This window comes from Natronosalvus vescus (assembly GCF_023973145.1).
Lineage (GTDB): Archaea > Halobacteriota > Halobacteria > Halobacteriales > Natrialbaceae > Natronosalvus > Natronosalvus vescus.
This window is the reverse complement of the sequence record NZ_CP099546.1, coordinates 616,467-643,396: the sequence shown is the minus strand read 5'-3', so window position 1 is coordinate 643,396 and position 26,930 is coordinate 616,467. Positions and strand designations below refer to the sequence as shown.

The window sequence follows — 26,930 nt, the reverse complement described above, 5'->3', positions numbered from 1 at the left end:
CGGTACAGGCTTATGTCCGACGCGCCCCCAGACGAGACAGTGAGCGAGTTTGCGTTCGAACTCGAGCTCTGTGGGGCCCTCGAGCGCCGGCACGAGGGGCTGGGACTCCTCGCCCGCCAGCTCGGCGGCAGCGTCGCCAACCCGGGCGGACGGATTCTCGACATCGTCTGCGTGGAACCCGGCCCCGAGTTCGACGAGCGGACGGCGATCACGCCCGAGGCAATCCCCGACCTGGCGCTCGCGGCCGACGTCGGGACGGGGCGCGCCCGCTACTGGAAGGACTGTTTTGACTGCCATCCAGATACGGCGCGCCGAGTCGTCGACCGCGCCCTCGAGATCGGGTTCTTCGAGGCCGAACGTCGCCGTGGTCGTGAGTACATCCGCCAGGTCGCCCGCTACCCCGACTGGTATGGGTCGCTGATCGGCATCGAGAACAAGCCCGACCTCGGCCGGCCGGGCGACCTCGAGGCCCAGCTGCGACTCGACGTGAGCCTGGGGCTGGTCGATGCGGCGATTCTGGCGACCGAGAGCTACGTGACGCGAGCACATCTCAACCGAATTCCCGAGGAGGTCGGCGTCTGGCGGGTGCACCGGGGGACTCGAGGTGGCGTCGAAGGTAGAGTCAGCGGTGGGGGTAGAGACGAAAACAGCGACGAAGGTAGCGGTGATGGTGGTGGCCGTACCGATCTATCGAAATTCAACACTATAGATTTCGAGGTTAATACTATAGAAAGTGGATTTTTACCAGGAGAGCCAGGTATCGCCTCCGTCACGATCGAGGTCATACGCGAGCCAACGCCGCTTCCAGTCGATCAATCGGGAATCGAGCCGCTCGAGTACCAGCCAGGCCGCACCGACATCGCGGTCGTCTCGCCGTCCGAGAAAGCCCGCATCCGGCGGCGAATCGCCGAGCGGGCATACGGAAAAGGGTGGCGGACGTACGGCTTCCCGGCCTGTGCGCGGTGTACGCCGCTCGAGCAGGATGGGGCGACCCTTCCGTACTGCGAGTGGGCGGAGCGAGTTGTCGACGCGAATGCCGATTGCGGATCGGCGTGTCCCGGCTACGAATCTGCGGATGAACCCGACGTGAATCTCACAGCCGAACGCGACCGGTGGACATCGTGGGTCGCCGACCCGGCAGGAAAACGACGACGACAGTCGGGACTCGATCGGTTCTCTTAGATCACCGGACTCCCTCTGCGCTACAACTCATACTGCTCGCCGTCTATCGCCAGCGGCTCCTCGAACGCCTCGTCGGCGGGATAGAAGTGTGCGACGTGAACCAGCCGCGTCTTCGTGGCCTCGAGCTCGTCCGCCAGTGCCAGCGCTCCCTCTCGAGTCATGTGTTTCGTCCCGAACGTTCGCGGGACGCCGTCGGGGCCTTCGTCTCGGCCGCCCATCGGATGTTTGTCACAGAGGTGGGCGGGCACGATGGCCTCCGCCAGGAGGAGATCGGGATCGGCGAGCACCGCCCGTGACTCGTCGGGGATCGCGTACGTCGTATCGCCGGTGATCGAGAGCTTCGCACCCGTTTCGGGGTCTTCGATCGCGAGCCCGTAACACACTAGCGGTGGGTGGACAACCGGCACCAGGGTCACCTCAAGGCCGCAGGTCTCGAACGGCTCGAGCGGCGGTCGCGCCTCGACGGTCACCGCGTCGAGGTAGTGATAGTCGCGTTCAATCGTCTCGGCGACGCTCTGGCCGGTCTGGGGGTCGGTTTCGTCGGCCGCGTAAACGTCGATGTCGCGGAGGAGCCGAAACACGTTGCCCAGCCCGTCGAGGTGGTCGAAGTGGATGTGGGTGATGATCGCCGCGTCCGGCAAGGCGACGCCGTCCCGGAGAAACTGGTAGCGAAAGTCCGGGCTGGCGTCGACCAACAGACACTCGCCCGTCCGCCCGTTTTGGACGTGCACCGAAAATCGGGTGCGCTCGAGGTTCCGTTCCCTGGCGAGCTGGCAAGTCTCACAGTCACAGCCGACGGTCGGCGTGCCGGTGGTGTCGCCGGTTCCGAGCAGCGTGACGCGCATGGGTCACCGACACCTCTCCGCGCTGACGGAGCTACGGATCGACGATCGCTCCATCGTTCCCTCGAGACATCCTCTCGACCGGCACGTCCATAACACCTGCCTCATCGCCGATGGCTACGGGCGTGGGGCACAAGGCTGTTACCCGCGACGGTTTGCCGCGACGGATTGGTACCGTCCCGTTAGAGACTCGTATCCAGCCCGAGTACCGTCACCGCCGCCGACGTATCAGCGTCGCTCGCCCAGAGTTCGCCGGTCGCACTGTACTCGAGCGGGCCGAACTCGTGGTCGCCCGTCTCGCCGGGCACTTCCGCATAGTAGCGCACCGATTCCCCGTCGTTCAGGGGTTCCTCGAACTCGACGTAGGTCGCGCCCTCGAGTTCGGTAATCGTGTGGTCGTCGCCGTCGAGCACTGTCCACCCGTCGGGGAGGCGGTCGCGAACGAGCGCCTCCTCGGTCGTCTCCTCGACGGTGATCGTCACGCGGGCGGTCTGACCGGCCGTGTACACCGAGGCGTCCTGGTCGCGGGCGAGCGTCGCGTTGGGGAAGGTCGGCGCATCGACGTCGTCGACGATGGCGTCCATCCTGAGGGCCGATTCCCCGAGGACGACCTGGTTCGTCCCCTCGAGATCCGGATCGTGTCGTACCCAGTCGGCGTTGTCCGAGGCGACGACGAGACCGAGCCGGGAGCCAGCCTCGAGCGTCCAGTCGATGTCCCAGCACTCGATCGGCACGCGGTAGGCTCGATCGGTCGGCGTTGGCGACTCCTCGTCGATGCCGCGGCGGAACCGAGTGTTCCAGAACCCGCGGGCGAAGATGCGGGTGCTGCCGTCGGATCGACGCTCGTAGACGACGGCCGTGAACCAGGTGTCGTCGTCCGAGGCCGCGAGGAGGTCGGCCGTGAGGCGGCCAGCGATGCGGACGTCGTCCTCGAGTGCAGAGGTTTCGAACATGAGGTGGTCGTCGCCGGAGGCGCGCTCGGCGAACATCCCGTCCTCCTCGATCGGCGGCGAGCCGTCCTCGAACGTCGAGACGCCGGTGCCGAGCAACTCGAGTTCGCCGGCCCCGGGATCGTCGCGAACGAGCGGGAGCGCGAGTGTCTGACTATCGGCGGGCGGCCACGTCTCAAACTGCGTTCGGGGCGAAGACGCCGACTGGACGTCCACCGGGGGAAGTTCCATAACGTCGGTCTCGACGCCCTCGACCAGCCAGTGGTCGAACCAGCCGTGATAGAGGGCCGCGATGTCGGGATACTGACCGGCGGCGTGTCCCCAGTCGCCGACCACGAGCCGTTTCGGATGGTCGTCGGGCAGCGCCTCGTAGAACCGCGTCGTCCCCCACCGCTTGACGTTGCGATCCTCCCAGCCGGCTTCCATCATGACCGCACACTCGACTCGATCCGCGCGGCGGCGGTAGTCCCGTTCCGTCCAGAACTCGTCGTATGGCGGATCGTATTCGTAGGAACGAATCTCGTGCTCGAGGCGCTCACCTGGTTCGATCCGCGTCGTGAGCGAGTCGAGCAGTTCGTCGGGGTACTCGACGGCCGCCGGCGGGAGCAATCCGAACCCGAAGTCGAACAGCGTCGGCGTGCCGTAGGTGTCCCACGGGCACGCACCGTGGAAGCGGTAGTCGTACCAGCGGTCGATAGCGACCTGCGGGATAATCGCTTGCAGGTGGTCGGGCGCCTCGATGGCGGCCGCCAACTGGGTCGTCCCGTCGTAGGAGCCCCCGATCATGCCGATATTCCCGTTCGTCCAGTCCATCTCGCCGAGGGCGTCGATCAGTTCGGCTCCGCTGAGACGCTCGCGGATGCCGCCGTAGTCGTAGTAACCCCCCGAGTTGCGCGTCCCGATGAGATCGAACTGGGCTCGAGCGTACCCCCGCGGAACGAAGAACTCCGCGATGCCGTCTTTCGCTGGACTGTCGCCGCCGTTGAGCGCCTGGTAGAGGTCGTTGTACGGCGAGTACGTCAGGATAACGGGGACGTCCTCGACGATCTCCCCGTTCGAGTCGACTGGCCGGATAATCTCGCCATACAGCGAGGGAGATTCCGTCACTTCCTTGCCGTCGCGGTTCTCGAAGGTGAACTCGACCTCGACGTACTGCGATTCCGGATCGGCGAGGTCGTATCGCGGTTCGGTCTCACCGCTCGTAGATTCGATCCCGTCGGTCGCCGTGACAGGTGTCGTTCCGAGCAAGCCGAGCACGCTAGCGCCGGCGAGCGCACCGGAGGCTTTGAGTACTGATCGTCGATCGACTGGCTGCCGTGACATACAGGGAACCACGACAATCGCCTTCAAGAGGATACTGACAAATCCGTCAAAACGTTCGTGATGGTTTTTCGGGTTGGCAGGTCGAGCCACCGCTCGAGGTGATTGGTAGCGACGAGCTACTGGCTAGCTGGTGCCACGGCGACGAGCCCGCCCACGAGTACCGCACACAACGCGACGAGACCGGCGAGAACAGCAAACAGCGCGGTCGTGCCACCCCACTCGAGGGTGGCTCCAGCGATAGCGGCCCCACCAGCGCCGACCCCGAAGGTTCCCAGGTAGACGTAGCCGTATGAGAGTCCGTGCTGGTGATCGGCGACGTAGTCAGCGACGAGGATCTGGACGACCGGGGCGAATGCGTAGATGCAGAACCCGAGAATGGCACAGATAACGAGCAACGGGAGCAGTCCTGCGTTAGCGGCCGGGACGAACAACAGCGACGCGACGGTGAGCGTGGCCACCGTCGCGAGTAGTACCCACTCGGGCTGGCGTCGGTCGCTGAGCATTCCCCCAGCGTACTGGCCGAAGACGCCGATAAGCAGGAGCCCCGAGTAGGCCAGTTGACTCGCCTCGAGTTCGTGAGCGCCGACGGCGACGGGTGCGAAGACCGGCAAATCACCGAGGACGTCCGGCAAGAACGTGAATATGCCGCGATAGTACGTCCCGTATACCATCTGGATCGCAAGGATGAGCAGGAAGCCACCGACGAAGAGCGTTCGGGTATCCCTGAGAAACCGGCGAAGTGACGTGTGGACTCTGGTGGCAGAATCGGACGGTTTCGTGTGTTCGTCCCTGATTTCGTGGGTCTCGAACTCGAGGAGAAAGCCGACGGTGACACAGAGTGCAGCGGGGACGACGAGGACGACGGCGGCGGTTCGCCAGTCGACCACGAGTAACAGGAAGACGACGGCGAGGGGAACGATTACCATCCCGAGATTCCCACCGGCACCGTGCCAGGCGAGGACGGAACCTCGACGGGTCGCCCCGCGGCTAATGAGCGAGAGTCCCGCTGGGTGATAGAGGCCAGCAGCGGTTCCCCAGACGATGAGCACGGCAGCGAGCGTGGCGAGCGAACTGGCGGCGCTCAGGGCACTAAAGGCGAGTCCCATCCCGCCGATGGAGACGAGAACGATTCGCTTCGATCCGTACCGATCGGCGAGGACGCCCGCGAGCGGCGCGACGAAGCCAATCAGGGCGTAGCCGATTGCGACGACGAGACCCAGCGCGGTGGGCGAAGCGTCGAACTCGGCGAGCCACAACGGAACGAACAACGGAATCGCTAGCTCCAGGCCGTGAAAAGTGCCGTGACCGAGGCTGGTAAAGGCGGCTATCGCACGGTCGTTTCGCTTCACTACTGGTCAGAGGCGTGTCGACTGGCAATATCCTGTCGGTCGGGAACGAAGGGAGGTGGTCGATTTGGGATCGCTCGCCGCGAGTGCCCCTGTCTGTGGACTAACGGCTCGTGCGGACTGACGGTTCGTTTGGGGAAACTGACGTCCCTCCGAGTCGTGCCTGTCGATTACCGGTTACGTGACAGTCCCGTAGAATCGTGCAGCCGTCATCGACGGATAACAGTCATTGACGCGTCGTCGTCAATGGTCGTGGTCGTGGTCGTGCCCGTGATCGTGGCCATGGTCGTGCCCACCATCGCTCGCCGCCCCCAGATCACCGCCGGCCACCAGCGTGTCGTGGTCGCCGTCGATCATGTCCATGTTCTTCAGGTTGTCCCGTTCCTCGAAGTCCGCGACGGCCTCGAGCAGGTCGTCCTGGGTGAGCGTCGTCCGGTTTTCGGTCAGCGCCTCGAGGACGGCTTCCCGGAGCACCATCCGGAGGTCGCTGCCGGTCAACCCCTCCGTGGCCTCGGCGATCGCCTTTGGATCGAACTCGTCGATGTCCATTGCGTGGGTAATCACCCGGAGGATGCCCTCGCGCATGCCAGTGTCGGGCTTGGGGAAGTTGACGATTTCGTCGAAGCGTCGCCAGGCGGCGGCGTCGAGCTGATCGGGGTGATTCGTCGCCCCAATGAGCAACACGTCATCCTGGATCAGCGAGACGTTGTCGATGCTCTTGAGCAGCGTGTTGACCGCCCGCTTGAGCGCGGCGTGTTCGTCGCTCCGGCGGGTCTTCGCGACGGAGTCGAACTCGTCGATGAAGAGGATACACGGCGAGAGCCGTTTGGCGACCTCGAACGTCTTGTCGACGTTCTTCGCCGTCTCCCCGAGGTACTGGCTCGTGATCATCGAGAGTTTGACCTCGACGAACGGGAGATCCATGTCGTGGGCCAGCGCCCGCGCCGTCGACGTCTTGGCCGTTCCCGGTGGGCCGACGAACAGCAACTTCCCGATCTCGCGGAGGCCGATCTGGGCGAGGTAATCGCGGTGTTCGATCGCCTTGGCGATCTTCTCGATTTCGGCCTCCTGATCCGGCGTCAATACCAGGTCGTCGAGGGTCATCTCGATCTCTTCTGGTGCGCGGACTTCGACGAGGTCGAGCATCTCCTCGTCCTCCTCGTCGGCGAAGAACTCCTCGAGCAGGCCGTCGATCCAGACCCGATCGGCCTGGATGGGGCGGTTTTGCTCGCGGGCGGCCTCGTACTCGACTTCGAATCCGAGGTCGTCCCGGCCCTCGAAGTGTTTCGCGAGCGTGGGATTCTCGAGGAGGCGTTCCTCGTCGGTGCGCTCGAGGTACCACCGCTCGGCGAGTTCGCGTTCGGTCAGCGAGATGGTTCCCGAGAAGTCGTCCCGCTCGGTGAACATGAGGTCGCTGACGGCGTTCCACGGGCGGTCGACGCCGGTGGCGTCCCTGGCCGTCGTGTTGGTCGCCGAAAGCGGGCGCGAGATGCCGCCGTGGTGGCGGCCCGTTCGCGTGTGGCTCGAGTCGTCCTCATCGTCGTCCGATCCACCTGACCCACCAGTCCAGAACACCCGTCGGATCGCCGGCGGGAGATCGTTTTCGTCGAGCGAACGGTCGTCCGAGTAGATGCTCGTAGTGAGCAGAAACTCGACGACCTCGAGCGCCGGAGTACTCATTCGCCGAGACTACTCACCACACACCCTTAACCCCGTCGTCACGGCGTCGCCGCTCGTCTACGCGCCACACCGTATCGATTCTCGAGGATTCGACTGTGGCCGTTGTAGTCAATCACTCCTTGTCCGTTGTCGATGCGGGTCTCAACCTGTACCCCATCTCTACCTGGGAACGATAATTTAAATTAACTTAGTGACTATTTTACGAGAGGAGAGCAACCAAGAGACATGAGACGTCGATCAGTGCTGACAGGTATTGGGGCAGGCTTGACGATTCCGCTCGCAGGTTGTTCTGCGATAGATTTCATCGCTGACGACGAGCAGAGACAGTATTCGATTGGCGTCTACAATTATTCTGACGAGGATCACACGTTCATCATTAGAATAGGGCGACGTCCAGCGGAGGCGTTCGAGAATATGACCGTCGAGCTAGATGCGTCTACAGCCGACGAACGGATACCGTTCGACGGGATTCCTGCAACCCTCCACATTACGGTGAGTGACGAATACGAACGCGAGTTCCCGTGGCCGGTAGAGTACGATGGGTCGGAGCAATCAGCTCTCAAAGCGAACATCTACTTCAATCCAGGGCGAGAGCAGCCGATATGGGTTCACGCTGGATAGCAGGGGCTTCTTCGTACGTACGACCACTGCCAAAATGCCCTTCATAGCTACTCCTTGTGACGAGAATGACTTAAATGGACGATGGATGATAACACACCACATCAATGACTCCCGAGCACTGGTTCGACCACAGGAGACCAGACCCTCGAGCGGCTCACCCCTTCCGAAAGGCCTAATCACGTTCTGGCCCGAGTATCGGCAATGAGTCACCAGCTTCCGGACGTGCAGGCGACGGCCCCCGACGTCACCGTCGGACTGAGCCAGGTCGGCGTCACCGGCGTCGAAAAGCTCGTCAAGATCGCTCGAGAGAACAAACGCCCGCTCGTGTTCACCGCCGAGTTCGAGGTGTTCGTCGACCTCCCCGCCTGGCGCAAGGGCGCGGACATGAGCCGCAACATGGAGGTCATCGACGAGACGCTCGAGGAAGCCACCCGCGAGGAAGCCCTCCGCGCGGAGGACGTCTGTGGCGACGCCGCCGAACGCCTGCTCGAGAAACACGACTACACCTCCAGAGCGGAGGTATCGATGGAAGCGGAGTTTATCCGCCGCGAGCAAACCCCCGCCAGCGACAGGGAGACCCAGCATACCGTCGACATCATCGCCTCCGCGACGGCGACCGAGGAGGGTACCCGCGAGGAGATCGGCGCCCATGTCGTCGGCATGACCGTCTGTCCCTGCTCGCAGGGGATGTCTGTCGCCCGGGCGAAACAGAAACTCGAGGATCTCGAGGTGCCCGAGGAGAAGATCACCGAGTTCTTGGACGAGATTCCGCAACCGGGTCACTCCCAGCGCGGCCATGCCACGCTGACGATCGAATCGGACGGTGCGCCCGACGTCGACCTGAACGACGTCATCGACGTCGCCCGCGATTCGATGAGCGCCCACATCTACAACCTCGCGAAGCGACCCGACGAGGATCACATGACCTTCGAGGCCCACAGCGACGCGAAGTTCGTCGAGGACTGCGTTCGGGCGATGGCCGAGGGCGTCCTCGAGCAGTTCCCCGACCTCCCCGACGACGCCGTGATCCGAATGTCCCAGTCCAACGACGAGTCGATCCACCAGCACAACGCCCACGCCGAACGCGTCGTCGACATGGCGACGCTTCGTGCGGAAATTGAGGGTAACCTCGAGTAGCGGTTAGACGGCGACCTCGGTCAGGGCCTCGGGAGCGGCCCCTGACTGTTTTCAACTGCCCCTCCCACCGTCATTCGATTCGAACGCCCTACTCCCACAGAATCACCACCAAAGGTGACAAACAACCGAACGATTTAGGAGCACTGGGGTCGCAGGCCAACCCATGAACGATCTAATAGCGCCTCCTTCTGCCGGCTCAAACGAGGTGTGACCGTGGCGTTCGTCCCCGCCACCATCGCGACGACGGAGTTCCGGCGAAAGGCACGCGTCTCCGTCGGCGATCGAACCAAACTCCTGTTTCTGGCGCTCGCCGTCCTGTTCGGACTCGGACCAGTGCTCGTCTTCGGCGCGTTGCTCCTCCCGGTCGCGGGCGAAGCCGTCGCCGACGGTACCGTCGAGGCGTTCGGCGTCATCACCGTGACCGAGATCGCGACCGGTGGCGTCGCTCTCCTCTGGCTCGGACTGGCTACCCTGGCGACGATTCGGACAGTCACCGCCGTCGGCGACCTGGATCACCCCTCGAGCATCCTGGTGTCGACGCCGCTCCGAAATACGGTCGTGGGGCTGATCTGTACCGAACTCCTCGTGTTCGGGATCTGGTTGCTCCCGATATCGGTCGTCCTCTCGAGCGCGTTCGCCTACGGAGCCGGCACCGTCTGGCCCGCCGTCGTCGGCCCGGTGGTCGTCCTCGTCCTGCTCGCCACGACGTTCCCGGTCGGGTTCGCCGTCGGCCTCGGCATCCGTCACCTGATCACCGTCTACGAGCCGATCGCTCGCTTCCGCACGCCGCTGCTGGTTCTCGTCGGCGTCGCGTACTTCGGCACCATCGCGATGGGATGGTTCGACCGCGTCACTATCGTTCTCTTCGACCTGTTCGGCGAGAGTCCGCTGGGCTGGCCCGGCCACCTGCTGCTCGTCGGCCTGCCGAACGTCTCTCCCTCCACATCACACCTCGCCGTCTCGCTGATCGGTTCCGTCGCCCTCGCCGGCCTCGCTGTCACCGCGGCGACCCGAATTGGAGCCGTCCACTGGTACGCCGATCCCTACCGGAACGACTCCGAGACGACGTCCACGCATCGACCGTCCTCGAGTCGGCTCTCGAGCCTGCTCGAGCCGGGGCTGAGCCAGCCGGTTCGAACGGTGGCGATCACCGCGATCCGACGAACGAAGCGGGCACCGATCCGGCTGCTGTACGTCGCCTATCCGCTGTTCATGGCGGCCTTCTTCGTCGATGAGATCGCCCGAACGGGGACGATCCCGTCCCATCTGGCAGTCCTGGTCAGTCTGTACGTCGTCTGGGGTGCCGGCGCGCTCTTCACGCTCAACCCGCTCGGCGACCTCGGCCGGGCCCGACCCGTCGTCCTCACGTCGACGATATCGGGACGGGCGGCGGTCACCGGTCAGGTGGTCGCGAGCACGCTCGTCGCGCTCCCGGTCGCCGTCGTCGTGAGCCTCGGCGTCGGACTCGTGAGCCCGCTTACGCTCGCTCAGACCGGTCTCCTGGTCGTCGGCACCGTCGTCGGCGTCCTCGTCTCCCCAGCGCTCGCGATCGGCGTCGGCTCGCTGTTTCCCCGATTCGGCAGCGTTCGCCTCTCGAGCAAGCGGGAGGCGGTGATGCCGAGCAAGACGGCGTTCCTGGTGTACACGCTGGGACTCACCGTCCCGGTCGGTGCCGCCGCCGTCATCTACGCCGATGCCGCCGACCTGATCGCCGCGATGCTGTCGGCACTCGTCGGGCTGGCACCAGTTCTCGAAGCGACGATTCCCGCGTCGGTCATCGCCGGAGCCGCGTGGGTCGCCCTGCCGCTCGGCCTGGCCGCGCCGGCGCTCTCCTATCGCTACGCGATCAGGCGGTTCGAGGGCTACGTCGACTGATAGAAATCGGTGTAGTTACGGACACGCCGGCCCGGATGGCCGAAGAATGGTCAGGACTGATCGGCCGAAACCGCCTCCCCTCGAGGACGGGGGGCGTCCTGCGTGATCTCGAGGAACGCATCCTCGAGGCTCCGGCTCTCGCCGGTTTCCGCGCGGGACTTCAACGCCTCGGGGTCGCCCTCGGCGACGAGTTGACCGTCGTGGAGGACGCCGATGGTGTCGGCAAGGTCGTCGACGACCGAGAGGATGTGCGTCGAGAGGAAGATGGTCATCTCCTGGTCGGCCAGGTCGGCGATGGTCTCGCGCATCGTCCGCGCGGCGCGAGGATCGAGGCCGCTGGTCGGCTCGTCGAGGAAGGCGACCGCCGGCTCGTGGAGGACGGCCTGGATCACGCCGACCTTCTGGCGCATTCCCTTCGAGTAGGCGTCGATACGCTTATCGGCGTCCTCGAGGAGGTCGAAGCGTTCGAGCAGCGACTCGATGCGTTCGCTCGCCGCTTCCGCTGGCAGGTCACGCAGCCCTGCGACGTACTCGAGCTGTTCGCGACCGGTGAGTTCGTCGTAGATGGGTGGCTCCTCGGGAAGGTAGCCGATGTGGGGCGTCACGGCGTCCCGGTCGGTCACGTCGTGACCGGCGACCCGTGCCGTCCCCGAGGTGGGCCGGGTGAGCGTCGTCAGCATCCGCATCGTCGTCGTCTTTCCGGCCCCGTTCGGGCCGAGAAAGCCGTAGACGGCACCCGTTGGGATCTCGAGGTCGAGGTCGGCGACGGCCTCCTCCTCGCCGTAGCGTTTGGTGAGGCCGTCGGTCTCGATCGCGAGGGACGAAGCTGGGGACATGGGTTCGCGTTGGTGCCGCGTGGGTTAAATGGTGTTGGTTTGGCTAGATTTCCTTGTGCGTCCGCGTCGACTGCTGGTCGGGTGCTGACCGTGAGCGATGGCTCGAGCAGCGAGCGAGAACAGCGCCACCCGCTTTCCCAATCGTTTTGACCTCTCCGCGCCCGTCCTCGAACATGACCAGAGCGGCCGATACGGTGCTGATAAACGCGGCGGTGTACCCTCTCACAGGCGATCCCTCCAGCGGCGGCGACCCAGACGAACCCGAGCCGGAACCCGCGGAGGCGCTGGCGATTCGCGATGGCGAGATCGTTCGCGTCAACCGGGAGTACGAAGTCGAGTTCCTCGACGGCGTCGAGACCGAGGTCATCGACTGCGGTGGCCGCGTCGTCCTCCCGGGGTTCATCGACGCCCACACCCACATGGAACACCTCGGACAGTACCTGGTGCACGCCGATCTGTCGAGTGCGGACACGCTCGACGAAGCCATCGACGCCCTCAGCAACCAGGCCGAGGACGACCGCGAGTGGATCCTCGGCTTCGGCTACGACGAGAGCGAGTGGCCCGAGAACCGATACCCCCGTGCTAGCGACCTCGATGCCGTGAGCGAAACCCGGCCCGTCGTGGCGATGCGCGTCGACATGCACAACGCCTCGCTCAACAGCGTCGCCCTCGAGCGACTCGCCGACGCGATGCCCGACTACGACGTCGAAACCGAGGGCGGCGACCCGACGGGCGTCGTCGTCGAGGAAGCCACGGAAGCCGTCTGGGACGCCATCGAGGCCGACTACGAGGAGACCAGAGATCTCGTGACCGCGGCGATCGACCACGCCAACGCGCTGGGCGTGACCGGTGTCCACGACAAAGTCCGCCACTCCCACGCCCCGCGGGTGTACCGCGACCTCGAGCGGGCGGGTGACCTCACCTGCCGGGTGCGAATCGACTACTGGAGCGACCACCTCGAGAGCGCGCTCGAGACGGGACTGGTGACCAACGGCGGCTCCGGGTTCGTGCAGACGGGAGCGATCAAGACCTTTACCGACGGGACGTTCGGCAGCCGGACGGCGAAAGTGTTCGAGCCGTACGACGACCTGCCGGAGGGACGCGACGGCGACGGTGAAGTCCATGGCGACGGCAGCGGCGACGCCAACGGGAACGAGGGCGGCGGCGACGGACGCGGCCAGTGGGTCGTCGACCCCGACAAGTTGGCCGAGATCGCAACGCATGCGACCCACGACGGCGACTACCAGCTGACCGTTCACGCCATCGGCGACGAGGCCATCGAGGAGACGATCTCTGCCTTCGAGGCCACGCCGAACGTCGCGTCGGCCCGCCACCGGGTCGAACACCTCGAGTTCGCGAGCGACGACCACCTCGAGCGGATGGCCGACCCCGGCATCGTGGCCTCGATGCAGCCGAACTTCCTCCAGTGGGCACAGGAAGGCGGGATGTACGACCAGCGTCTCGGAACGGCGCGTCGACGGCAACTGGATCGGTTCCGCTCGGTGCTCGAGGCGGGCGTCCCCCTCGCGTTCGGCTCGGACTGTATGCCCCTCGATCCTCTGGCGGGCGTCCAGTACGCGGTGAACGCGCCCGTCGAGGCCCAGCGCCTCTCGGTGACGGCGGCGCTGAAGGCGTACACCAGCGGGGCCGCCTACGCCGGATTCGACGAGAATCGACTGGGGACGCTCGAGCGCAGCAAGCGAGCCGATATAGTGGTACTCGAAGAGTCACCGTGGGAACAGCCGAATCGAATCGACGAGATCGACGTCGCGCTGACGATGGTCGACGGGGAGGTCGTCTACGACGGTCGCGGCGAATGACGGCTTAACATCAGCTCGGTTACAAAACTGCGCTTCAGGGAACGCCTTTAGGACTCCTCGTCCATCCTTCTCGTATGTCATCCGAGACCACGGGCTTCCTCGAGGCCGTCGACCTCGAGACGCTCGAAGCGGAGGGACGAGAACTGATCACGAAAAACGGCACGGCGATCGCCCTCTTCTACCACGATGGCGAGGTTCGAGCCGTCGACAACCGCTGTCCGCACATGGGCTTTCCGCTCGCGGAGGGGAGCGTCGACGACGGCATCCTCACCTGTCACTGGCACCACGCCCGGTTCGAACTCTCGTGTGGCGATACGTTCGATCCGTGGGCCGACGACGTCCGAACCTACCCCGTCGAGGTGCGAGACGGCACGGTGTACGTCGATCCGAATCCGCCGCTCGAGAAAGCGCCCGCCGAACACTGGGCCGACCGGCTGGAGACGGGGCTCGAGGAGAACCTCAGGCTGGTGATCGGGAAATCCACGATCGGTTTGCTCGACGCCGGCGTCGACTACCGAGAGCCGATGGCGACGACCCTCGAGTTCGCCACCCGCTACCGGGAGATGGGCTGGTCGTCGGGGGCGACGATCCTGGGCTGTTTGGCGAACGTGGTCGACGACCTCGAACCCGAGGATCGAAAGCGAGCGCTCTACACCGGCGTTCGCCACGTCGCGAGCGACTGTGCGGGCGAGCCACCGAACTTCGACCAGCCGTCGTTTTCGACGAGCGACGTCGCCTTCGATCGGCTCAAAGGCTGGTTCCGCGACTGCGTCGAGGTTCGCGACGCCGACGGGGCCGAGCGCTGTCTTCGGACGGCGATCGCCGCCGGCCACACCGAGAGCGAGGTCGCTGAAATCGTCTTCACCGGCGCGACCGACCACCCATACCTGTCGACCGGCCACGTCCTCGACTTCGCGAACACGGCGTTCGAAAGTCTCGAGCACGTCGACTGGGCCTGGGACGACGGTTCCGCCGACGACGCCAGTCTCGCCGCCGACGTCCTCGCCTCCCTCGTCGACCCCCTCGTGACCGCCGCCCGAAGCGACGAGCGCTCCTCGTGGCGGCAACCGATCGACCTCGTCGCGTTGCTCGAGGACGTCTACGGGGGCGACGTGACAGAGACGAGCGGCCTCGAGGCGCTGGCAGCCGAGGGGGAGGCGGCCCAGGAGGCGGGCGACGGGTGGGAGCCACCGGCGGACTTCCAGGACATCCTGCTCGGCGACGACCCCGGGGCGATCGTCGACGCCCTCGCCGACGCCATCCTGGCGGGGGCGACGACCGAAGAGCTGGCCGCGGCCGTCACGCGGGCGGCCACCACTCGAGTCGCCCAGTTCGGGGTCGCCAACGAGTTCTCGGACTGGAACACGGTACACCACACGTTCACCTACGCCAACGCCGTCCACCAGAGCACGCGTCGCACCGACGCCGTCGCCCTCTACCGCGGCGTCTTCGACGCGGCCCTGAACGTCTACCTCGACCGGTTCCTCAACACCCCGCCCGCGCCGGTGTCGGCCCCCGGCGAGAACGAGACGGGCCGGGAACCGGAGGACGTCCTCGAGGAACTGCTCGACACCTTCGACCGCGAGGGCGGCGTGAACGACGCGGGACGGCTCGTCAGCGAGTTCTTCGACTGTGGCGGCGACCCCACGGAACTGAAGCGAACGCTCGGCCACGGCCTCCTGCGTGAGGACGCCGGCTTCCACACGCTCCAGAACGTCGAGGCCGCCTTCCGCCAGTTCGATCTGCTCGAGGGCGGCGCGAGCGATCTCGAGGGTGACGCCAGCGGCCCCGCTGTCGACGAGCGGACGCGACGGATGCCGTTCGTCGCGACGGCCCGGTACATGGCAGCGCACTTCCCGACGCGACGGGAGGCCGAACAGACGTTCCGGATCGCCTCGCGACTGAACCGGGGCGAGACGATCCACGAGGAGTGATACGGTTTGCTGTAACTTTTTACCGGTGATTGCCGACCCGATAGGGCAATCGCTGGTATGAGACTACAGCAGACCGAATGCGCGTTGGCTCGAGGTACACCGATTGCGCTGCAGGATTCGCCGTTCGCTGCTCGGATCTGCGACGCACTCGAGGGCGGTGACCACCGCCCCGATTGGAAAAATGAACGCTATTGACGACTGCCCACGTCGTCGTAGAGGACGCACTTGGCCTGCTGATTCGGCGTCACCTGGTGCATCTCGATCGGCGGACGTTCACACGGCGTCGCGAACTCGGTCTCGAGGCGATCCTTGGCGACCTCGTGATTCTCGTTGGCCACCTCCGTTAGCGCAGTGGCGAGAACGCGTTCGGCAGCCGAATCCGAGAGCGTCGACGGGATCTCGTAGGACGAACGGATCCGCTCGGGCGTCACCTCCGCTGCTTCGCTCGTGATCGTCACGTCGTCCTCGAGCAGGTCGCGTCTGAAGTTGGCGACCGCTCGCCAGTGATCCTGGTCGAACGCGTAGTTCGTGGGCTGGACGAGTTTCGGACACCGCGGGTGGAACCGACAGCCACTCGGCACGTCGACGGGATCCGGCACCTCGCCGACGAGTTCGATTCGCTCCCGATCTACGTCCGGATCGATACGCGGCACCGACGACACCAGTGCCTGCGTGTAAGGGTGTTTGGGATTGTTAATGATCTCGTCGGCCGGGCCGACTTCGACGAGTTCGCCGAGGTACATGATCCCGATCCGATCGCACATGTGCTTGAGCAACGAAAGGTCGTGACTGATGTACACCGCCGTCAGTCCCAGCTCGGTCTGGAGCCGCCTGAACAGGTCGAGGATGCTCGCTCGAATCGAGACGTCGAGCATGCTCGCCGGCTCGTCGGCCAGCAGGAACGACGGCTCGAGGGCGAGCGCTCGAGCGATGCCGACGCGCTGGCGTTCGCCGCCGGAGAGTTCGCTCGGATACTCGTCTACGTACGCTTCGGCGGGTTCGAGGCCGGACTGCTCGATGACCTCGTACACCCGGGCGTCGCGCTCTTCGGCCGTCCCGATGTCGTGCACGTCGAGGGGCTCTTTGACCCACTTGTAGACGGTAAATCGGGGGTTGATCGACTGGTAGGGATCCTGGTGGATGATCTGGGCCTCGCGTCTGAACGCGTTGAGTTCGGCTCCCCCGACGTCCGTGATCTCCTGCCCATCGAAGTAGAGTTCTCCACCCGTCGGCTCGAGCAATCGGATCGCCGACTTGCCGAGGGTCGTCTTTCCACAGCCGGATTCGCCGGCCAATCCAAACGCCTCACCCTCACGAATACCGAGAGAGACGCCGTCGACGGCTCTGACGACCTTGTCGCTTTCACCCCGGAAAATGCGGGAGATGAGGCCCGTGTTCACCGGAAAGTGTTTCTCGAGGTTGCGTACCTCGAGTTTGTACGACTGCTCCGACTCGGGTTTACTGATGAGTTCGCGGCCCTCAGTCATCGGTGGTCACCTCCTCGGCCTCCGTATCAGCATCGGCATCGACTCGGCTCCCGGGTGCTAGGTCGCCATCCTTCCCGATATCCTGCTCGAGCCAGGTCTCCTTCTTGCCGGCTTCCTCCTGCAGATATTCGATCTCGTCGGCGCGGTGGCACTCGACGAGGTGCTCGTCCTCGTACTCCTCGGGTTCGGGCGTCACCTCCCAGCAGTCGTCCTCGGCGAACGGACACCGCGGCGCGAATCGGCAGCCCTCGTCGGGGTCGACCAGATCCGGCGGCGTTCCTGGGATCGAGATCAGCTCCTGATCGTCGTCGCTGATGTCCGGGAAGGCGTTTCGCAGTCCCAGGGTGTAGGGGTGACGCGGGTTCTTGATGATCGTCGCCGCGTCGGCGACTTCGACGATGCGGCCGCCGTAGACGACGGCGATTCGGTCGCACGTCTCCGAGACCACCGACATGTCGTGGGTGATCATGATCATCGCGCTGTTGATCTCGCGTTGTTTCTCCTTGATCGTCTCGAGGATGCGATCCTGAATCACCACGTCGAGCGCGGTAGTCGGCTCGTCGGCCAGAATCATGTTCGGATCGAGCGCGAGTGCGAGCGCGATCATCGCCCGCTGGGCCATGCCACCGGAGAACTGGTGGGGGTAGTCGTCGACGCGGTCGGGTTCGATACCCAGGTCGTCGAACAGTTCCCTGGCCCGTTCGCGGGCCTCCTGCTTCGACGTACCGTCTTCGTGGTAGCGGATGACCTCGACGATCTGTTCGCCGACGGTGTAGACGGGGTCGAACCCGTTCATGGCGTTCTGGGGGATCATCGAGATCTCAGACCAGCGGATCTGCTTGCGCAGTTCCCTGTCCGAGAGGTCGGTGACCTCCGTCCCGTCGTAATCGATCGAACCGTCGACGATCTCGGCGTTTTTCGGGAACAGTCGGATAATCGACTTCGCCAGCGTCGTCTTCCCGCTGCCGCTTTCGCCGACCAGCCCGACGGTTTCGCCGCGGTCGACGGACAGCGAGACGTCGTCGGTCGCCCGAACCCAGCCGTCGTCGGCCCGGTAGTACGTCTTCAGATTGGATATCTCGAGTAAACTCATTCTTGATGCCTCAGTTCAGGATTGACCACTTTCTCGAGCGTGCGGCCGATGAAGAACACCGACATCACGAACAGCATGATGGCGATACCCGGTGGGAAGACCCACCACCACGCCTCGCGGACGGCATTGGCGGTGCGCACCTCGAAGATCATCTTACCCCACGAGAGCATGTTCGGGTCGCCAAAGCCGAGGAACGCGAGGCTCGCCTCGGCGATGACCGAGTAGGCGACGGCGAACGCCGCGTACAGGAACGCCAGTGGCAGGACGTTCGGCAGGATATGCCGATACATAATTCGGACGTTGCTGGCACCGATCGCCTGTGCGCTCTCGACGTACGGTCGTTGCTTGTGACTCAGCACCTGTGACCGGATCACACGTGCCGTCGAGCGCCACAGGATTAACACGATCGCCGCGATGATGTTGACTATGCTGCTGCCAAGAATCGCGACGAGCACGATCGCGAACGGCAAGAACGGCAAGCCGTAGACGATGTCCGTGATTCGCATGAGCACGTCGTCGACGATACCGCCGAAGTAGGCGCTGATGAGGCCGATGTTCGTGCCGATGAACACCGCCATGAACGCCGCCAGCGTGCCGACGACCAGCGTCACGCGCGTGCCGACGATGAGCTGTGAGAGGACGTCACGACCGAGGTCGGTCGTCCCCAGCGGGTGTGCCGCAGACGGACTCTCGAGTCGCCCACCGATGCCCCGTTCGGTCGGATCGTGGGGTGCGAGCCCCGGAATCGTTATATTGAGGAAGTCGATCGTGATCGGTCGGGCGAAGATGCCGACGAAGACGAACACGAGCAGGATGGCCAGGCCAATCTGCCCGAGTCGGTCACCCTCGAACACCTCGAGTTTGTCCCGAACGAAGTCGACGCTGCTCCCCACTTTGCCCATCGCGTTGTCGATGGGGGATGTCGTTTCAGTGCTCATTCGTACTCCACCCTCGGATCGAGGTAGACGTAGGCCAGGTCGGCGACGAAGTTCATGATGATCACGACCGATCCCATGAGGAAGAACGCGGCCATCGCGACCGGGTAATCGTTGTTGTTCACCGCGCGCACCATCTCACGCCCCATGCCGGGCCAGTTGAAGACCGTCTCGATGACGACGGAACCGCCCATCGCCGCACCTGTGGCGATCGCCGCGACCGTCACGACCGGCAAGATCGAGTTTCTGGCGGCGTGTTTGTACAGGACGGTTCGCTCGGGTAGCCCCTCCGCTTTCTTGATCTCGATGAAGTCCGCGTTGAGGACGTCGAGCATCGTACTCCGCATCAGGAGCGTCGGCGTCGCCAGATAGACGATCGCGCCCGTCAAGGCTGGCAGGAACAGATGGCGGAGGAAATCGACCGAGCCGTATCGGGCGATGAAGCCGCCGCCGAGTTCGCCACCGGTGGTTCGCATTCCGCTCGAGGGGAACCAGCCGAGCCAGTAGACGAACACCGACAGGAGGACGATCCCAACCCAAAACTCGGGGGAGGATCGAGCGATGAGCGCGACAACGATGCCACCGCGCTCGAACTTCGAATCGCGCCACCAGCCCATGAGAGCCCCGAACGTAATCCCGATGACGTACGCGAAAAACAGCGCCGTCGCCATCAGCACGATCGTGTTCATGAACCGGACGACGATGATGTCCATGACCGGGTCGCGGTAGATGAACGACTGGCCGAAGTCTCCGGTCAGCAGTTGCCTGGCGTATTCGACGTACTGAACGTACAGTGGCTGATCGAGCCCGAGTTCGGCGATCCGTTGTTCGCGCTGTTCCGGTGTCATCCCGTCGAGGATGAACATCGACGTCGGATCGCCGGGCATCATCCGGAACAGGACGAACAGGATCGTAAAGAACGCCCAGAACGTCACGATGAGCTGGAGAACGCGCCTGATGACGAACTCTCTCAGCCCCATCGCTCCCCCCGTCTCGTGTGCGTCGTCGTGACCATTCGATTATAGTGAAAGACGTTCATGAAAGATGGCAGTTCGCCTACTGGTCTGCGCCGTAGTGGAGCATTCCGTCGTCGTCCCAGCCGTATCCGCCTTCGGCGAGTTCCGCTCGTGCAGCGTCGAGATCCTCGTCGAACTGCTCGACATCGGGGTTGTGCCAGAACTCGACGGCCTCCGAGATCGTCGTGTGGGTCACCGTTCCCATGCCGTCACGAACGAGTTCGACCCAGTCCTCCTTGGGCACACCGTAGGACAGTGCGCGGCGAACGTTGACGTCGTCCAGATGATCGCGGCGCATGTTGTAGGCGATCTTCGCGTAACCGACGGCCGCGAACTCCTCCATATCGAGGTCGTCGTCGTCTCGCACGCGCTCGATAGCCGCTGGCTGTGGAACCGCACCGAGCATATCCAGCTGGCCGGCCTCGAGGTCGCCCACGAGCTGTGAGACGTCCGCACCGGGGATACGGATGAAGGTATCCGCGTTCGGCGTCTCGAAGTGGTCGTCGAACGCCGAGAGCTGGAGTTCCTCTTGGCGCTCCCAGTCCTGGAACTGGAACGGACCGCTGCCGACCCAGTTCTCGTCCTCGAAGTCCGCGAGATCGTCCGGTTCGACGTCGCCCCAGATGTGTTCGGGGAAGATGTACACCTGGCCGAGAACGTTCGCCGTAAACGGGGCAAACGGTTCATCGAGATGGAAGGTAATCTCGTTTCCGGAGGTGTCAATCTCCGAGATGTTCTCCACGAGCGAGCCGTACGTCGGCGAGTCGGCGTACATCTCGTACGTGAACTCGACGTCGTCGATCGTGAGATCCTCGCCGTCGTGGAACGTCATGTCGTCGCGCACCTCGACGGTGTAAACCATCCCGTCGTCTTCGATTTCGGGCTCGTCGACGGCAAGCCACGGCGTCGGCATCCCGTCCGGGCCGATCCGGTACAGTTGATCGTAAATGAGGCGGACGAACTGCCTGTCCGGCGTCGCCAGATCCTGCATCGGGTTCAGCGAGATAATTTCGGAGGGGTAGCCAAAGCGAACCGTATCGCTTTCGGTTGGCGTGACCGAAATCATATTCCAGAACGAGTTGAACCCTTCACCGAGCCCCGCCTCGACGTTCTCGACGCGCGAGCTGGCGTACGGGTGGAAGCCGCCTTCGTTCGCGACGTAAGTACGCGGTTGATCGCGAGCGATGATCTCCTGCGCCTCGTACACCGTCTGCTGTCGTTCGTCTTCGTCGACCTGCGTCACCTGCAGTTCCGCGAGTTCGTCGTACTCCGGGTTTTCGTAGCCCGGCGTGTTCCGCCCACCTTCCCCCGTCGTCGAGGAGTGGTGCATGTCGAAGATGAACGTGTGCGGGTCGATCCGTTCCGGCGTTCCACCCCAGCCGAGGAGCGATGCGTCGAAGTCCTGCTGGACGACTGCCTGATCGACGTGCGCACCGAACTCGAGCTCCTCGAGATTGACCTCGAAGCCAATTTCTTCCCAGTTCTCCGCGACCATCGTGGCGAGTTCGTTCCGGAACGCGTTCACGCCTGCAGTCGGTACGAGGAAGTGAATCTCTGGAAATTGTTCGCCGAGTTCGTCGGCACCGTCGACGTCTCCGTTGCCGTCGTCGTCACCGCCACCGAGACACCCTGCGAGGCCTGCTACCCCAGCCGCCCCCGCACCCTTGAGCACCGTTCTGCGTGATGTGTTATGTGTTCCCATTGCTACACCCAATAGGTTTGGGTAAAAGTATATAAATGTCTCGTCGTCGGTTTCGAATTTTGGATAATTTACAAGACCAGTTATAAATAGATCAACATTTTCCAGCATTTCTCAACGAATTTCAGGCGTGAACGGATATTGGCATCCGTTTCTTGCGGATACCAACGTGTTTGTATACGCGGTTTCTATTTCTCGGTGTGGAGTGCCACGTCTACTACGAGGGCGACGACGACCCGAAAAAGTGCACCGCGCGTCGCCTCGAGCGCTTCGACCGGGCAATCCTTCACCGGTCGATGAGCCAGGTTCCCTACGGCGTCGTGCTCAACCCCCACGCCGAGCAGGCGCTGTCGCCCGCCGACACCGACGACGCCCTCGACACAATCGTGGCCCTCGATTGCTCCTGGGAATCCGCCGAAGAGGCGGCGTTTTCGATGCCCGGAATCCATCGTGCGTTGCCATTTCTCGTCGCCGCTAACCCCGTCAACTACGGGCGACCGTTTCAACTGACGACTGCGGAGGCGCTGGCATCAGCCCTCTGTATTTTCGGGGAACAAGAGGCGGCAGCCGACCTTCTCGAGCCGTTTCGCTGGGGGGAAACCTTCCTGACGCTCAACGAGGAACCGCTCAGGCGGTACGCCGACTGTGCGGACTCGGGCGAGGTCGTCGCCGTCCAGGACGACTACCTCGCCGACGAGTGACTGTCGGCCGGTGACGAGGAGTGATTGTCGGGCGATCGGAGGCCGCTTATCTCACCACGCGAGCGCTCGACGCCGGGCCGCGACCAGCAACGAGAGTCCGATCGCTCCGAGAAACAGTGGCGGGAGTGCCACGAACCCGACGGTGAGCGCGCCCTGCCGAAGGAGCACCCACGCGACACCGATCCCGGACAGGAGAAATCCGACCCCCATCGCCTGGAGCCCGCGATGAGCGAGTCGGGCCGCTCGAGGTGGAGGCGCGCCGTCTGGCATATGCATGGCGATGGCCGACCGAACCGTAAGGCTACCGCTTCGGCTGCCAGCAGGGTGGGATCACAGCCGTTATATGGCTCACCGGCAATTGGACGGTATGGCCAGTTTCGACGCCGCGGAAAAACGAACGCTCGAGAAGATGATCTGCATGCGCTGTAACGCTCGCAACTCCCCGCGAGCGAAGAAGTGCCGCAAGTGCGGCTACAAGAACCTCCGCCCAAAGGCGAAGGAAGCCCGCGCAGCCTGATCGATCTCTCGGTTCTCCTATCCACTAATCAGTCGCCACCGAGCGGTGGCACCACCAATTGCCGACGGCAGGTCACGTCGAACCGATTACTCGTCCGGATACTTCGGCTCCCGCTTTTCTGCTCGCTCGAGCGCCGTCTCGATCACGTCTCGAACGTCGCCGTGAAAGACATCCCCGTGACCAGCATACAGGTGCTCGACGCCCTTAGGAAGGCGCTCGAGCAACCGTTCGATGCTCTCGATCAGCGTCTCCCGGGACTGACCGGCCATGTCCGTCCGTCCAAAGCTACCGTAGTCGAACGCGCCGTCGTTGTGGACGACGACGTCCCCGCTGAACACCGCCGTCTCGGAGACGAGCGAAACGTGATCGTCGGCGTGACCCGGCGTGTGGATCACCGCGAACGACTCGTCCCCGATCTGCACCTCGTCGCCGTCTTCGATGGCGTGGGTTCGCAGGGGGTGGTCGGCGAACGCGTACACTTCGGGATCGAACGCGTCGACGACGGCCTCGAGTTCGGCGACGTGGTCGCCGTGCTGGTGGGTCAGGACGACCGCCTCGAGATCGTTCGTGTGCTCGCGAACGGCGTCGGCGACGCCGTCCATCGCGCCGGCGTCGACGAGCGTCGGTCGGTCGCCGGTGACCAGAAACGCGTTGCAGGTGAACGTTTCGGCGTCTTCGGTGACGTGGTGAACCGCCATAAGGAACGATCCGTGCCGACGGACAAAAACGCTGGTGTCGGGGCCTCGAGTCGGAGTAGGGGCTCGGGTACAGAAGCAGTTCCGACGGACGCCAGTGGACTTATTGGGGTACAGTCCCTACATTTTATCATGGGATTCGGCAGCTACGACGAATCCGAACAACGAGACGTAGACGCTGATTTTGACGATGAAGACGCGGTGCAGTCAGATGAAACCAACCACCAGGGCAGTATCGAATTCGAGAACGGAGCCTCGAGTTCTGAGTTGCTCGATCGGCTCAAGGAGATCAAAGACGACGGGTGAGTTGCTGGTGACGATGAGCCACCGCTCGAGGCGTTTGCGATGAACGTCCAGCGCGGGACACGAGCCCTCGGGGTGGCCGAATCGTACCGTCCGGATGCCGACCACAGCACGCTTGCAGGCGCGGTCGTCAGGGCCGATCGCGTCCTCGACGGTGCGGCCTTCGATCGCTGCACCGTCGGCGAACTCGACGCCACCGAGCGCATCTGCTCGCTGGTGGCGTCCCTCGAGCGCCCCGACGTTCGCGTGCTGTTCGTCGGGGCGGTCGCCCCGGCTTGGTACAACCTGCTCGACCTCGAGGAACTCGCCGACCGGACGGGTCTCCCCGTCCTCGCGGTCACGTTCGAAGCGAGTGAAGGGCTCGAAGATGGACTCCGCGAGGCGTTTTCCGGGGCCGAACTCGAGACGCGGCTCGAGCGATACGCCGCGTTGCCGAGGCGACACCCGGTCGACCTGGATGACAAGGCGGGAAAAGACGACGGGCCGACTGAAAACGAGACGGTCTACGTCCGAGCCGTCGGCCTCGAGCCGGAGGTGGCTGCCAGCGTCGTCCGGGCGTTCACCCCCGAAGGCGGCCGTCCGGAGCCGATCCGGGTTGCTCGCGTACTCGCTCGAGCGAGTGACGTGTCCGGAACCATCGACGCGAACCCGAGCTAACGACCGGACTGATGCCAGTGAGGAACACGGTGACGCCGAGGTGGCCACCCGAAACGGGTACAATCGTGTGGAAACGACTTTACCTCCCTCGCGCAATTTTTGCGGTATGCAACTGGGCACCGGCCTGTTCACCTGCCAGCGACGACCCGACGACGATCGGTCGATGAGCGACCTCTACGACGAAGTGCTCGAGCTGGGGCGGACGATCGACGACGCCGGCCTCGACAGCGCCTGGGTCTCCGAACACCACTTCGCCGAGGACGGCTACCTCTCGGCGACGATGCCCACGCTGGGGGCGCTCGCAGCGGCCACCGACGACGTCGAAATCGGCACCTGCATCGCCCTCGCGCCGCTGTACGACGGCGTTCGACTCGCCGAGGACGCGGCGACGGTCGACCTCCTCTCTGGCGGTCGGCTGACCCTCGGCCTCGCCATCGGCTCGAACCCTCGAGAGTTCGACGCCTTCGGCGTTCCCCGCGAGGAACGGGTCGACCGCCTCGAGGAACAGGTCGAACTCTGCCGGGCGGCCTGGAGCGACGGGCCACTTGGATACGACGCCGACTTCCACGACGTCTCCCCGGACGTCACCGTCACGCCCAAACCCGAGGACTCGATCGCGATCATGCTCGGCGGCAAGGCGAAACCGGCCGTCCGTCGCGCCGCCCGCACCGCCGACGCCTGGTGTGCGCCCTCCTCGCTCTCGCTTCGCGGGCTCGAGAAACGCGTCGAGGACATCCGCTCGGTTCGAAGATCGGAGGGGATCGACGGCGACTTCACCATCTACCTGATCAAACACGGCTTCGTCGGCGACTCCCGCGAGGCCGCCTGGGAGACGATGCGCGAGGGCTATCTCTACATTCAGCGCCGCTACGCCGAGATATTCTCCGGCGAACCCGTCGACGAACTGTCGGCCAACCGCAAACGGGAACTCAAAGACCAGGCGATCTTCGGCACGCCCGAGCAGGTAATCGACGAACTCGAGACCTACCGAGAGGCCCTCGGTAACGACATCCACATGATCTTTCGCACCTACCACCCCGGCACCGACACCGACGCGATGCGGACGTGTATCGAACGCCTCGGCAACGAGGTCGCCCCGGAGGTTCAGTAATGTCGGGGTTTCACACGTTCCCGACCGACCGTGCCGACGCACTCGAGGATCCCGGTCGGTACCGGTTCTGCTCGCGCGAAGAACTGCTGGCCATGCTCGACCTCGAGGCTGACAGCGAGACGAGGGTCGCGGATCTCGGCTCCGGTACCGGTTTTTACACCGACGACGTAGCCCCCTTCGCGGGCACCTGTTACGCCGTCGACGTGCAGGCGGCGATGCACGGGTTCTACCGCGAAAAGGGGCTGCCCGAGAACGTCGACTGCGTGACTGCTGGAATCGACTCGCTCCCGTTCGACGACGACCACCTCGACGCCGCGTACTCCACGATGACCCACCACGAGTACGCCGATCCGACGATCCAGGATCTCGAGGCAGGAGATTCGGCGGCTCTCGAGACCTTCGAAGACGCCGCGCTCACCGAACTCGCTCGCGTGCTCCGCCCCGGCGGCCGCCTGGCGATCGTCGACTGGTCGGCCGATGGAGACGGCGAGGACGGCCCCTCGACGGACGAACGGTTCTCCCTCGCGGACGTCCGAAATGGCCTCGAGTCCGCCGGCTTCGAGATTCTCGAGGCGAGAAACCGACCGGAGACCGTCGCGGTGGCGGCTCGAATGCCCGGCGAGTGAGTAGAACCGTTCGATCGACCCTGTCAACGGCCCCGGGAATCGACCGAATCAGTCGAAGTCCGGCAGATCCTCCGGCGGTTCGTACTCGGCTTCCCAGTCGATGTACTCGTCTTTCAGGATCTCACAGACCAGTTGTCCGAACTCGGTGAGTTCGGCGTTGATCGAAGAGACCGTCCCCCAGGAGTCGAGTCCCGGGTGATACTCGCGTTCGCGCCAGTCCTCGGGAATCCCCGGCGCGTGGTAGCCGACGCGGTCGGCGAAATCGTCCCAGAAGAAGTCGAACTGCGAGAAGAGGTCGAGATCGGTCGCGATATCGAACGCCTCGGGTGCTAAGTCGGCGTCCTTTCGCCAGATTTCGAACGCCTCCTCCCAGGCCCCGTCCTCGAGAAATCCCTGGAGTTCCTCGCGCCGGTAGTCGATATCGTCGGGATCGCCGACGACGGTCGCGTCCTCGTACTCGTTCGGATCGACGTACGACAGCTCCGGCGGATCGGGTGCCTCGACCTCGAGTGTCATGGGCGATCCTATGCCCTGGTGTCGAATA

At 64.2% G+C, this 26,930-nt stretch carries 26 protein-coding genes; 12 read left to right on the top strand and 14 right to left on the bottom strand.

All coding sequences use genetic code 11. The features are described 5' to 3' along the window. Positions 1-39 precede the first annotated feature (39 nt). Positions 40-1,182: a DUF5787 family protein gene (locus tag NGM68_RS02955; RefSeq protein WP_252700161.1), complete on the top strand. Its 1,143-nt coding sequence runs from the start codon at positions 40-42 to the stop codon at positions 1,180-1,182. A gap of 20 nt (positions 1,183-1,202) precedes the next feature. Here the strand turns inward: NGM68_RS02955 and NGM68_RS02950 are convergent, their stop codons facing one another. The 4 genes from NGM68_RS02950 to NGM68_RS02935 form a co-directional block, all read right to left on the bottom strand. After that, positions 1,203-2,027, bottom strand: coding sequence for an MBL fold metallo-hydrolase (locus tag NGM68_RS02950; RefSeq protein WP_252700160.1), 825 nt, complete (start codon positions 2,025-2,027; stop codon positions 1,203-1,205). A 179-nt stretch (positions 2,028-2,206) separates the two neighbouring features. Continuing rightward, positions 2,207-4,297, bottom strand: coding sequence for a CocE/NonD family hydrolase (locus NGM68_RS02945; protein ID WP_252700159.1), 2,091 nt, complete (start codon positions 4,295-4,297; stop codon positions 2,207-2,209). Between the two features lie 116 nt (positions 4,298-4,413). Beyond that, positions 4,414-5,646 (bottom strand): MFS transporter, encoded by a 1,233-nt coding sequence (locus tag NGM68_RS02940; RefSeq protein ID WP_252700158.1) that lies wholly within the window; start codon positions 5,644-5,646, stop codon positions 4,414-4,416. Between the two features lie 240 nt (positions 5,647-5,886). Beyond that, complete coding sequence (locus tag NGM68_RS02935) at positions 5,887-7,323, bottom strand: ATP-binding protein (protein ID WP_252700157.1); 1,437 nt, start codon at positions 7,321-7,323, stop codon at positions 5,887-5,889. A 225-nt stretch (positions 7,324-7,548) separates the two neighbouring features. Here NGM68_RS02935 and NGM68_RS02930 point away from each other — a divergent pair, with 225 nt between their 5' ends. The 3 genes from NGM68_RS02930 (at position 7,549) to NGM68_RS02920 (ending at position 10,956) form a co-directional block, all read left to right on the top strand. Further along, complete coding sequence (locus NGM68_RS02930; protein WP_252700156.1) at positions 7,549-7,944, top strand: hypothetical protein; 396 nt, start codon at positions 7,549-7,551, stop codon at positions 7,942-7,944. A 201-nt stretch (positions 7,945-8,145) separates the two neighbouring features. Beyond that, positions 8,146-9,081: a GTP cyclohydrolase MptA gene (gene mptA, locus NGM68_RS02925; protein ID WP_252700155.1), complete on the top strand. Its 936-nt coding sequence runs from the start codon at positions 8,146-8,148 to the stop codon at positions 9,079-9,081. Between the two features lie 213 nt (positions 9,082-9,294). Beyond that, a complete protein-coding gene (locus NGM68_RS02920; RefSeq protein ID WP_252700154.1) occupies positions 9,295-10,956 on the top strand; it encodes a hypothetical protein in 1,662 nt (553 codons plus the stop codon). A gap of 50 nt (positions 10,957-11,006) precedes the next feature. Here NGM68_RS02920 and NGM68_RS02915 read toward each other — a convergent pair whose 3' ends face one another. Both NGM68_RS02915 and NGM68_RS18150 read right to left on the bottom strand, forming a co-directional pair. Further along, a complete protein-coding gene (locus tag NGM68_RS02915; protein ID WP_252700153.1) occupies positions 11,007-11,792 on the bottom strand; it encodes an ABC transporter ATP-binding protein in 786 nt (261 codons plus the stop codon). Between the two features lie 43 nt (positions 11,793-11,835). Beyond that, on the bottom strand, positions 11,836-11,967 hold the full coding sequence (locus NGM68_RS18150; protein ID WP_256469924.1) for a hypothetical protein: 132 nt from the start codon (positions 11,965-11,967) through the stop codon (positions 11,836-11,838). On the opposite strand from NGM68_RS18150, the gene NGM68_RS02910 reads away from it, so the two are divergent. Both NGM68_RS02910 and NGM68_RS02905 read left to right on the top strand, forming a co-directional pair. Continuing rightward, positions 11,966-13,612 carry an amidohydrolase gene (locus NGM68_RS02910; protein ID WP_252700152.1) on the top strand — a complete coding sequence of 549 codons (1,647 nt, stop codon included), beginning with the start codon at positions 11,966-11,968 and terminating at the stop codon, positions 13,610-13,612. The genes NGM68_RS18150 and NGM68_RS02910 overlap by 2 nt on opposite strands. Before the next feature lie 74 nt (positions 13,613-13,686). Next, positions 13,687-15,546 (top strand): Rieske (2Fe-2S) protein, encoded by a 1,860-nt coding sequence (locus NGM68_RS02905; protein ID WP_252700151.1) that lies wholly within the window; start codon positions 13,687-13,689, stop codon positions 15,544-15,546. 188 nt (positions 15,547-15,734) lie between these two features. Here the strand turns inward: NGM68_RS02905 and NGM68_RS02900 are convergent, their stop codons facing one another. The 5 genes from NGM68_RS02900 to NGM68_RS02880 form a co-directional block, all read right to left on the bottom strand. Further along, entirely contained in the window at positions 15,735-17,033 is a 1,299-nt protein-coding gene (locus NGM68_RS02900; RefSeq protein ID WP_252700150.1) for an ABC transporter ATP-binding protein, read from the bottom strand. Continuing rightward, the gene (locus NGM68_RS02895) at positions 17,026-18,126 is read right to left on the bottom strand and encodes an ABC transporter ATP-binding protein (protein WP_252700149.1); all 1,101 of its coding nucleotides are present in this window, start codon (positions 18,124-18,126) and stop codon (positions 17,026-17,028) included. The genes NGM68_RS02900 and NGM68_RS02895 overlap by 8 nt, the downstream gene beginning before the upstream one ends. Continuing rightward, positions 18,123-19,064 (bottom strand): ABC transporter permease, encoded by a 942-nt coding sequence (locus NGM68_RS02890; RefSeq protein ID WP_252700148.1) that lies wholly within the window; start codon positions 19,062-19,064, stop codon positions 18,123-18,125. Before NGM68_RS02890 ends, NGM68_RS02895 begins: the two co-directional genes overlap by 4 nt. Beyond that, entirely contained in the window at positions 19,061-20,041 is a 981-nt protein-coding gene (locus tag NGM68_RS02885) for an ABC transporter permease (protein WP_252700147.1), read from the bottom strand. Before NGM68_RS02885 ends, NGM68_RS02890 begins: the two co-directional genes overlap by 4 nt. 76 nt (positions 20,042-20,117) lie before the next feature. Beyond that, positions 20,118-21,779 carry an ABC transporter substrate-binding protein gene (locus tag NGM68_RS02880; protein WP_252700146.1) on the bottom strand — a complete coding sequence of 554 codons (1,662 nt, stop codon included), beginning with the start codon at positions 21,777-21,779 and terminating at the stop codon, positions 20,118-20,120. A gap of 197 nt (positions 21,780-21,976) precedes the next feature. On the opposite strand from NGM68_RS02880, the gene NGM68_RS02875 reads away from it, so the two are divergent. Continuing rightward, positions 21,977-22,477, top strand: a complete 501-nt coding sequence (locus NGM68_RS02875; protein ID WP_252700145.1) for a DUF367 family protein — start codon at positions 21,977-21,979, stop codon at positions 22,475-22,477. 51 nt (positions 22,478-22,528) lie between these two features. Here the strand turns inward: NGM68_RS02875 and NGM68_RS02870 are convergent, their stop codons facing one another. Further along, positions 22,529-22,747 (bottom strand): hypothetical protein, encoded by a 219-nt coding sequence (locus tag NGM68_RS02870; RefSeq protein WP_252700144.1) that lies wholly within the window; start codon positions 22,745-22,747, stop codon positions 22,529-22,531. A gap of 97 nt (positions 22,748-22,844) precedes the next feature. Between NGM68_RS02870 and NGM68_RS02865 the strand changes: the two genes are divergently transcribed. Next, positions 22,845-22,994, top strand: a complete 150-nt coding sequence (locus tag NGM68_RS02865) for a 50S ribosomal protein L40e (RefSeq protein WP_252700143.1) — start codon at positions 22,845-22,847, stop codon at positions 22,992-22,994. Between the two features lie 86 nt (positions 22,995-23,080). Here the strand turns inward: NGM68_RS02865 and NGM68_RS02860 are convergent, their stop codons facing one another. After that, the gene (locus NGM68_RS02860) at positions 23,081-23,692 is read right to left on the bottom strand and encodes an MBL fold metallo-hydrolase (RefSeq protein ID WP_252700142.1); all 612 of its coding nucleotides are present in this window, start codon (positions 23,690-23,692) and stop codon (positions 23,081-23,083) included. 129 nt (positions 23,693-23,821) lie between these two features. On the opposite strand from NGM68_RS02860, the gene NGM68_RS02855 reads away from it, so the two are divergent. The 4 genes from NGM68_RS02855 to NGM68_RS02840 all read left to right on the top strand — a co-directional run bounded on the left by NGM68_RS02855 (position 23,822) and on the right by NGM68_RS02840 (position 26,386). After that, complete coding sequence (locus NGM68_RS02855) at positions 23,822-23,995, top strand: DUF5786 family protein (protein ID WP_252700141.1); 174 nt, start codon at positions 23,822-23,824, stop codon at positions 23,993-23,995. Positions 23,996-24,034: 39 nt separating this feature from the next. Then, positions 24,035-24,649, top strand: coding sequence for an endonuclease dU (locus NGM68_RS02850; RefSeq protein WP_252700140.1), 615 nt, complete (start codon positions 24,035-24,037; stop codon positions 24,647-24,649). A gap of 106 nt (positions 24,650-24,755) precedes the next feature. After that, positions 24,756-25,760 (top strand): LLM class flavin-dependent oxidoreductase, encoded by a 1,005-nt coding sequence (locus tag NGM68_RS02845; RefSeq protein WP_252700139.1) that lies wholly within the window; start codon positions 24,756-24,758, stop codon positions 25,758-25,760. Next, a complete protein-coding gene (locus NGM68_RS02840; protein ID WP_252700138.1) occupies positions 25,760-26,386 on the top strand; it encodes a class I SAM-dependent methyltransferase in 627 nt (208 codons plus the stop codon). The genes NGM68_RS02845 and NGM68_RS02840 overlap by 1 nt, the downstream gene beginning before the upstream one ends. Before the next feature lie 48 nt (positions 26,387-26,434). Here NGM68_RS02840 and NGM68_RS02835 read toward each other — a convergent pair whose 3' ends face one another. Then, on the bottom strand, positions 26,435-26,902 hold the full coding sequence (locus NGM68_RS02835; protein ID WP_252700137.1) for a DUF7992 family protein: 468 nt from the start codon (positions 26,900-26,902) through the stop codon (positions 26,435-26,437). Positions 26,903-26,930 lie beyond the last annotated feature (28 nt).

Coding starts and splice junctions, on each gene's coding strand:
- NGM68_RS02950 (WP_252700160.1), bottom strand. CDS start 2,027: ATGCGCGTCACGCTGCTCGGAACCGGCGACACCACCGGCACGCCGACC.
- NGM68_RS02945 (WP_252700159.1), bottom strand. CDS start 4,297: ATGTCACGGCAGCCAGTCGATCGACGATCAGTACTCAAAGCCTCCGGT.
- NGM68_RS02935 (WP_252700157.1), bottom strand. CDS start 7,323: ATGAGTACTCCGGCGCTCGAGGTCGTCGAGTTTCTGCTCACTACGAGC.
- NGM68_RS02930 (WP_252700156.1), top strand. CDS start 7,549: ATGAGACGTCGATCAGTGCTGACAGGTATTGGGGCAGGCTTGACGATT.
- mptA (WP_252700155.1), top strand. CDS start 8,146: ATGAGTCACCAGCTTCCGGACGTGCAGGCGACGGCCCCCGACGTCACC.
- NGM68_RS02915 (WP_252700153.1), bottom strand. CDS start 11,792: ATGTCCCCAGCTTCGTCCCTCGCGATCGAGACCGACGGCCTCACCAAA.
- NGM68_RS02910 (WP_252700152.1), top strand. CDS start 11,966: ATGACCAGAGCGGCCGATACGGTGCTGATAAACGCGGCGGTGTACCCT.
- NGM68_RS18150 (WP_256469924.1), bottom strand. CDS start 11,967: ATGTTCGAGGACGGGCGCGGAGAGGTCAAAACGATTGGGAAAGCGGGT.
- NGM68_RS02905 (WP_252700151.1), top strand. CDS start 13,687: ATGTCATCCGAGACCACGGGCTTCCTCGAGGCCGTCGACCTCGAGACG.
- NGM68_RS02900 (WP_252700150.1), bottom strand. CDS start 17,033: ATGACTGAGGGCCGCGAACTCATCAGTAAACCCGAGTCGGAGCAGTCG.
- NGM68_RS02895 (WP_252700149.1), bottom strand. CDS start 18,126: ATGAGTTTACTCGAGATATCCAATCTGAAGACGTACTACCGGGCCGAC.
- NGM68_RS02890 (WP_252700148.1), bottom strand. CDS start 19,064: ATGAGCACTGAAACGACATCCCCCATCGACAACGCGATGGGCAAAGTG.
- NGM68_RS02885 (WP_252700147.1), bottom strand. CDS start 20,041: ATGGGGCTGAGAGAGTTCGTCATCAGGCGCGTTCTCCAGCTCATCGTG.
- NGM68_RS02880 (WP_252700146.1), bottom strand. CDS start 21,779: ATGGGAACACATAACACATCACGCAGAACGGTGCTCAAGGGTGCGGGG.
- NGM68_RS02870 (WP_252700144.1), bottom strand. CDS start 22,747: ATGCCAGACGGCGCGCCTCCACCTCGAGCGGCCCGACTCGCTCATCGC.
- NGM68_RS02865 (WP_252700143.1), top strand. CDS start 22,845: ATGGCCAGTTTCGACGCCGCGGAAAAACGAACGCTCGAGAAGATGATC.
- NGM68_RS02860 (WP_252700142.1), bottom strand. CDS start 23,692: ATGGCGGTTCACCACGTCACCGAAGACGCCGAAACGTTCACCTGCAAC.
- NGM68_RS02855 (WP_252700141.1), top strand. CDS start 23,822: ATGGGATTCGGCAGCTACGACGAATCCGAACAACGAGACGTAGACGCT.
- NGM68_RS02850 (WP_252700140.1), top strand. CDS start 24,035: ATGAACGTCCAGCGCGGGACACGAGCCCTCGGGGTGGCCGAATCGTAC.
- NGM68_RS02845 (WP_252700139.1), top strand. CDS start 24,756: ATGCAACTGGGCACCGGCCTGTTCACCTGCCAGCGACGACCCGACGAC.
- NGM68_RS02840 (WP_252700138.1), top strand. CDS start 25,760: ATGTCGGGGTTTCACACGTTCCCGACCGACCGTGCCGACGCACTCGAG.
- NGM68_RS02835 (WP_252700137.1), bottom strand. CDS start 26,902: ATGACACTCGAGGTCGAGGCACCCGATCCGCCGGAGCTGTCGTACGTC.